Annotated in this window: 5 protein-coding genes and 1 pseudogene; 3 read left to right on the top strand and 3 right to left on the bottom strand. The window is 52.7% G+C overall.

Going from position 1 to position 6261, the window contains the following annotated elements:
- Positions 1 to 180: pseudogene (locus ACEW8P_RS13995) on the top strand (sensor histidine kinase); the annotation flags it as partial.
- A gap of 47 nt (positions 181 to 227) precedes the next feature.
- Here ACEW8P_RS13995 and ACEW8P_RS13990 read toward each other — a convergent pair.
- Positions 228 to 1229, bottom strand: coding sequence for a c-type cytochrome (locus ACEW8P_RS13990; RefSeq protein ID WP_373513697.1), 1002 nt, complete (start codon positions 1227 to 1229; stop codon positions 228 to 230).
- 245 nt (positions 1230 to 1474) lie between these two features.
- Between ACEW8P_RS13990 and ACEW8P_RS13985 the strand changes: the two genes are divergently transcribed.
- Complete coding sequence (locus tag ACEW8P_RS13985) at positions 1475 to 3910, top strand: TonB-dependent receptor domain-containing protein (RefSeq protein WP_373513696.1); 2436 nt, start codon at positions 1475 to 1477, stop codon at positions 3908 to 3910.
- A gap of 254 nt (positions 3911 to 4164) precedes the next feature.
- Here the strand turns inward: ACEW8P_RS13985 and ACEW8P_RS13980 are convergent, their stop codons facing one another.
- Positions 4165 to 5001 carry a hypothetical protein gene (locus tag ACEW8P_RS13980; RefSeq protein WP_373513695.1) on the bottom strand — a complete coding sequence of 279 codons (837 nt, stop codon included), beginning with the start codon at positions 4999 to 5001 and terminating at the stop codon, positions 4165 to 4167.
- Positions 4995 to 5993: a tRNA (adenosine(37)-N6)-threonylcarbamoyltransferase complex transferase subunit TsaD gene (gene tsaD / locus ACEW8P_RS13975; protein WP_373513694.1), complete on the bottom strand. Its 999-nt coding sequence runs from the start codon at positions 5991 to 5993 to the stop codon at positions 4995 to 4997. The genes ACEW8P_RS13980 and tsaD overlap by 7 nt, the downstream gene beginning before the upstream one ends.
- Positions 5994 to 6067: 74 nt before the next feature.
- On the opposite strand from tsaD, the gene ACEW8P_RS13970 reads away from it, so the two are divergent.
- The coding region (locus tag ACEW8P_RS13970) for a hypothetical protein (protein ID WP_373513693.1) at positions 6068 to 6261 on the top strand (194 nt) is incomplete at its 3' end.

Raw genomic sequence — 6261 nt, 5'->3', positions numbered from 1 at the left:
GGTAGTCCGCCTACCGTCCCGGTCGAACAACTCTGGGCTCGTTTTCGGAAAGACAGCAGCCATCCCGATTCGCTGGGCCTGGGACTGGCTCTGGTCGCTAAAATCTGTGAAACCAGCGGCTTTCAAGTCAGCTATAACTTTAAGGCAGGATGGCACGCAGTTATTATAGGAATGAATTGAACTTTACCAAAAACTTCCCGGGCGAAAACGAAAAATTGGCTTGTGGATCACCTCGCCACCACCGCGGTTTCGGACCTCGGTTTGAATTTCTCCTTAACCTGATTCCGTATCGGTTCAACCGACATCAAGTAGGTGTAGATGGCCCCCAAATCCTCCGGTTTCATACCGCCGTACATCGTCCAGGGCATGATGGTTTGCATCTCGTTCGGACCGACTTTTTGCGGTACATAACCGCTGTCGGCGTAGGCACGGAAGCGGGCTACAAATGCTTCTTTCGTCCAACTACCAATGCCCGTGGCTTGGTCGGGTGTTATATTGGCCGAGTAAAGCGTCCCCGTCGGCAATTCAAAAGACCTGCCGCCCGAAAATATTTTTTCGGCCACTATTTGTCCTTGTTCAGCCAGTGTGTGGCATTCTGCGCATCCAGCCATATTGGTAAGGTACTTTCCCTTAGCCAATTCATTGTTCGGGTCGGGCAAGGGCATGGGTTCGGCCTTTTTAGGGATGGTATTCAGGATAAAGTTCATCGGGAAATCAGGTTTTGAGTCGGCCGGTTTGTTTTTAATGGGCGGTAGCGTGCGCAGGTATGCCACGATACTTTTGGCGTCTTCCTCATTCATGTGCCGATAGTAGGGGTAAGGCATGACCGGAAAAAAGGCGTGGCCGTCCCGGCTGACGCCCGTCGTGATGGCGCGGTAGATTTCGCCATCGGTCCAGTTGCCGATGCCGTAGGGCGTAATGTTCTTGGACGTAAACGAGCCGGGAAAGCCCATTTTCTGATCGAAAACCTCGCCGCCTTTACCCAGGGTGCCGGGTGTCATGGGGCCGGAAAACAGGGAGTAGTCGCGGGTGCTGTGGCAGTCGGCGCAGAGGGCGACGTGCTGGGCCAGGTATTCGCCACGCGCCACGCGGGCGGGCGTGATTTCTACTTTCATTTCGAGAGCCGCGCCTACATTGGGCAGGGCTAGTTTGACGTAAGCCATTGCACCAATAACGCCGACTAAGGCTACGCCTAGAACAATGCCGACTACTTTCAGGACTTTTTTCATAATGTTTAGAGGTTTAGGGAAGGTTGTTTTTTCAAATTTCACCAAAAAATTGAAAAAAATAAAATTAGCCAGACCCATATTTATCCAAAGGTCGGCTGGTGCCGATATCCGATAAATGAAATATTACGACGCACCCCTAAAAAATGGAAAAAATACCACCTTTTTAGGATAAATCCAGGTTCCCTCCAAAATCGGAGCCGTATCTTTGCCTCCTAATTTTTTTTTCCGAATTCAGACATTGCCTTATGCGGTTTATTCTCATTTTCATATCCATTCTCTTTATTTTTAACCCATCGGTCTCGTTCGCCCAAACTCCCGCCGTGACCATTTCGGGAGCAGTCAGCGAACAGACCACCAAGGCCCCGATGCCCTACGTCAACGTGATTCTGAAAACCGAAAAGGACTCGGTTTTCGTGACCGGGACAGTGACCGATGAATCGGGACGATACACGCTGGCTTCTGTTAAGCCAGGCAGTTATCGGCTGGAATTTTCACTTGTCGGCTACGCCACCGAACAGCAGCGACTCTACGTCGGTAGTTTGACAAACTTCCTGGACGCGGGTACCGTAGAACTGGCCGAAGACGCTCGGTTATTGAACGAGGTCGTAGTGACGGGACAGCAGGAAGGGTTGAGCGACAAAATGGACATGAAGACCTTTTCCGTCGCTGACAATATCAGTCAGGCGGGCGGCTCGGTGCTGCAGGCCATGCAGAACCTACCGGGCGTGGCCGTGCAGGATGGCAAGGTACTTCTGCGCGGCAGCGACCGCGTGGCGGTGCTGATGGACGGTAAGCAGACGGCTATTACGGGTTTCGGCAATCAGCAGGGGCTGGACAACATTCCCGCCTCGGCCATCGAGCGCATCGAGATTATCAACAATCCCTCGGCCAAATATGATGCCAACGGCAACGCCGGGATCATCAACATTATTTACAAGAAAAATAAGCAGGAGGGCTTCAATGGCAAGGCGGGCTTCACCACTGGACTCGGGGCGCTTTGGGTGCGGCGCGAGAATCTGCCGACCATCCGCCCGCAGTACCAGGCCACGCCGAAGATCAACCCGTCGCTGTCGCTCAACTACCGCAAAGGCAAGGTCAACGCCTTTTTTCAGGGCGATTACCTCTACACCGAGACGTTGAACAAGAACGAATTCGTGACGCGGACTTACAATAACGGAACAGTCATTCAGCAGCAAACCAAGCGCAACCGCAACACTACTTTCATCACTACGAAGGCGGGTGTGGACTGGAACATTTCCAATTCGGATCTGCTGACCGTGTCGGGTTTGTTCGGTAGTGAGAAAATCCTGGACAACGGCGATGAGCCTTTCTTCAATAGCAATCTCTCGGAGCGCTACCGCCTGTGGCAATTTCTGGAAGACGAACTGAAAACTACCGTGGTCGCCTCCGCGACCTACCAGCACAAGTACCGGCAGCCGGGCCACGTGCTGAACCTGGGTTTCAACTACACCTTTCACCGTGAGGATGAGAAGTACTTTTTTACCAACATTCGCCCCACTTTCACTGGTCAAGATTCCTTTAAACTACTCTCGGACGAAAACGTGGCCGACCTGAACCTCGACTACGTGCGGCCCCTGAGCTACGGGCGGTTTGAGGGCGGCTTCAAGTTTCGCCGCCGGGTCATTCCTACCAATATGCAGTTTTTTCCGGGGCTCAACTCACCCATCGACAGCCTGGCGGGTGGTGCGGCGACTTATGCCGAAACTATCCCGGCAGTGTACGGCAATTACGTTTTTGAAAATAAAAAAATCGAGGCCGAAGTTGGCTTGCGGGTGGAGTACGTTGGCCTGAAATACACGGTGAACCCTAATCACCCGACCTACAAAAGCGACGGCTACAACTACACGCAGCCCTTCCCGAACGTGCGGCTGGCCTACAAATTCAACGAACGTAATAAGCTGTCGCTATTCTACAACCGCCGCGTGGATCGCCCCAACGAAGTCGATATTCGCATTTTTCCTAAGTACGACGACGCCGAAATCATAAAGGTCGGCAACCCGGCTTTGCAGCCACAGTTCACCAGCAGCGTCGAACTGGGCTACCGAACGAATATGAACAGCGGCTATTTTTACACCGCTCTTTACCACCGTCAGGTCAACGGCACGATCACGCGCATTGCGAGCACCGTGCCGGGCGACGCAGGCAACCCCGCCCGCGCCAACAATTTAATCTACAATATTTTCCAAAACGCGGGTCGTAGCTACAACACGGGTGTGGAATTGGTGTATACCCAAACGCTCTCTCCGGCTTTGTCCTTCAACTTAAACCTCAATGGCTACCGGAATCAGATTGACGCTTTCACGGTGCAGAATCTTTATCCGGTCGTTAATACGTTTTTGGTAGAAAAGCAGGAGTTAATTTCCGGAAATGTGAAATTGAACACGCTTATTCATCTGCCCAAAAATTTGGACGCGCAGCTCACGGCCATTTACCTGGCCCCCGACCTGATCCCGCAGGGCCGCATCGACAGCCGCTTCTCACTGGATGCGGGCGTGAAGAAAACGCTGCGCGGGGGCAAAGACGAACTCTTCCTGAACGCTACCGACTTACTGAACACGATGGTAATCAAGCGCGAAGTCCAAGGACAGGGGTTCAGTTATACCAGTGCCGATTACAACGAAACGCAGGTAGTACGGGTCGGGTACAGTCGGAAGTTTTGAGTCAGGACTAAGGTTTTGAGTCAGGACTAACGAAAAAAATCCCTGAGTTTAGCGCTCAGGGGATTCCGAAGTATCGTGCCCCTTCAGGGCTTTGGCGCACGTGTCCTGGCGGGGCTTATCAACGGGCTACATCCGTTGCTTTCGTATTTCGCCCCTTCGGGGTTGGCTTAGAAACCAGCCCCGAAGGGGCGAAATACACGAAATAGATAGCCCGATCACCCATCTCTGTATCACCAGCAGGAGGGTTTCATCCCTCAAAGCACCAGTCCCGGCAAGAAAAATACCAGTTCCCCTACCAGCCGAAACCGCTCGTCGGACACAGCCTTCTCGGGATTGAGCAGCAACCAAAAATGAACCGCCGCCATTGCGATCAGCATGATGGATAGCCGCTGCACGTAGCGGTACTCGGTCAGGAAACATACTGTCAGGCAAGTAATCAAGGTCAGCAGTGAAATACCTTTCAAAATACGCATGGTATTCGGGCGTTTCAGCCAACGCGCCAAATTAAAAACCTCGCGGTACTTGACGGCTTCGAAGTGCGAAAAAAGTAGGAGGCTCTGTACTGTCAGCAAGTAGAAGATGATTCCCAGTAGGGCGCTTTCCCAGGAAATACTTTCTCCCAAAAACCAAGTACTTCCCCACACGCCCGCTGCGTAGATCAGGGAAGTAACGGGCTCCTTCAAAGCCTGACGATAACTTTTGATCGGAAGCCTGGAAACACCCCACAAGTACAGACTCACGAAGACAACCATCGCGATAGCGAATTCCCACAGTTGCCGGGGAATGAGCCATGATAAGCCCGCCGCCAAAGCCAGAGCCCCGAGTGTGACGCGCCATATGACGGGTTCGTATTGCTTCACAAAAGCATGGCGCTGCGTGCGGGGCTGCTCGGGCTTGCGGTTATCGAGCAGGTGATCCAGCGTGTAAATTCCTAAAACTACCAGCCCCAAAATCACCGTAACCCAGCCGTTGAGCGGCGTGCTACCATCCGGCAGCCGATTGGCCGCCAAATGCGACAGTAGCGCTCCCGCCACCACGTCGAGGCTCAGCCAGTGGAGATGATTAGGGTGAAAGCTGTACTTATTTACCATGTCATTCGCGCCAGCGGGCTCACGCTTTGGTCGGTAAAGTCATTGGCTAAATATTTGAAATGCGCGGCTATCGCGATCATGGCGGCGTTGTCGGTGCAGTACTCGAAGCGGGGAATATAAACTTGCCAACCTTCCTTTTTGCCCACTTCCTGCAAGGTACTTCTCAGTCCTGAATTGGCTGAGACACCGCCCGCGATGGCCACTTCCCGGATGCCCGTCTCCTGGGTAGCTTTGGTAAGTTTTTTGAGCAAAATCCTGATCAAAGTATGCTGAATGCTGGCGCAGATATCGGCGAGATTTTCTTTGACAAAATCAGGATCTTGCTTGACTTGTTTTTGCAGGAAATACAAAATGGAGGTCTTGATGCCACTGAAAGAAAAGTTCAAATCCGGCACGTCGGGAATGGGAAAATCGTAGGCCATCGGGTTGCCTTCCTTGGCATATTGGTCGACCAATGGGCCGCCGGGGTAGGGTAAGCCCAGTAGTTTGGCTGACTTGTCGAAGGCTTCGCCAACGGCATCATCCAGTGTTTGTCCAATTATTTCCATGTCCAGGTGGCCGCGCACCAGCACGATTTGGGTATGGCCGCCGCTGACGGTCAGGCAGAGAAAGGGGAAGGTGGGTTGGGGTTCTTCGATGAAGTGCGCCAGCACATGGGCCTGCATATGGTTGACCTCGATCAGCGGAATATCCAGCCCCAGCGCCATTGCCTTGGCGAAGGAGGTACCGACCAATAAAGCACCCATCAGGCCCGGTCCTCGGGTAAAAGCGATGGCATTAAGGTCGTTTTTAGCTATTTTTGCATCTTGTAGAGCTTTTTCGACCACCAGCAGGATCATTTGCTGGTGCGCGCGCGAGGCCAATTCCGGCACCACGCCGCCGTACTGCTCGTGGATCAGTTGCGTAGTGACAACATTGGAGCGAATTTTGCCGTTAGAAATAACAGCCGCCGATGTCTCATCGCAGGAGGATTCTATGGCCAGGATATTCATTGGAAAGCGGGAAAATTTGCGCAAAAGTAGGTAAAATACCGCAAGGCGGACGATACTCCACCCCAAAACCGTGCATGGTTAATATACTTAGGAAAATTGGTAATGGCCTCGTAATGGTCTTGATTCTGACGCTCTTCGCGTTTGGGGTCGCGACCATCGCCTTCCAGTTTCCGACTGTACAGACATGGGCTACTGAATTCGCCGTGCGCGAACTCTCCGCCCGCATGGGTTACCCGCTATCGGTTGAGAAGATCAACATCAAGTGGTT

It is taken from the genome of Persicitalea sp. (genome assembly GCF_041751555.1).
Classification (GTDB): domain Bacteria; phylum Bacteroidota; class Bacteroidia; order Cytophagales; family Spirosomataceae; genus Persicitalea.
This window is presented reverse-complemented; position numbering and strand designations above follow the sequence as displayed.

Coding starts and splice junctions, on each gene's coding strand:
- ACEW8P_RS13990 (WP_373513697.1), bottom strand. CDS start 1,229: ATGAAAAAAGTCCTGAAAGTAGTCGGCATTGTTCTAGGCGTAGCCTTA.
- ACEW8P_RS13985 (WP_373513696.1), top strand. CDS start 1,475: ATGCGGTTTATTCTCATTTTCATATCCATTCTCTTTATTTTTAACCCA.
- ACEW8P_RS13980 (WP_373513695.1), bottom strand. CDS start 5,001: ATGGTAAATAAGTACAGCTTTCACCCTAATCATCTCCACTGGCTGAGC.
- tsaD (WP_373513694.1), bottom strand. CDS start 5,993: ATGAATATCCTGGCCATAGAATCCTCCTGCGATGAGACATCGGCGGCT.